This window comes from Bremerella sp. JC817, assembly GCF_040718835.1.
Lineage (GTDB): Bacteria > Planctomycetota > Planctomycetia > Pirellulales > Pirellulaceae > Bremerella.
In genome coordinates this window covers 1-340 of sequence record NZ_JBFEFG010000273.1, presented here as the reverse complement: position 1 = coordinate 340, position 340 = coordinate 1, and the positions used below count along the sequence as shown (strand labels likewise).

The window sequence follows — 340 nt, the reverse complement described above, 5'->3', positions numbered from 1 at the left end:
GCATGGCTCCGACCTCATCGGCACCTCGACCGCGCTCGGGGCCGACGGCTTCGTCCCGGCGCTCGGCAACGCCTTCCCCGAGCTTTGCGTGGCGGTCTGGGACGCGGCGAGGGCCAACGACGAGGCCCGCGCCTTCCGCCTCCAGAACCAGCTCACCCGGCTTGCCCGGACCATGGAGTTCGGCTCGATGCACGCCTGCCTGGAGGTGGCCTGCCGACATCGCGGGTTCCTGGACCGCATGCTCCCGGCGCCGCTCGCGTCCCTGGACGAAGCCACGGCTCGCCGGGTGGTCGCGGAAATCGAGGCGGTCGGCTTCTTGCCCTGAACGACGACCTCGGCC

The 340-nt window shown here is 72.1% G+C and carries 1 pseudogene; it reads left to right on the top strand.

Annotated elements, in window-relative coordinates:
- A pseudogene (locus tag AB1L30_RS14250) lies at nucleotides 1–325 on the top strand (hypothetical protein); the annotation flags it as partial.
- Between the last annotated feature and the right edge of the window lie 15 nt (nucleotides 326–340).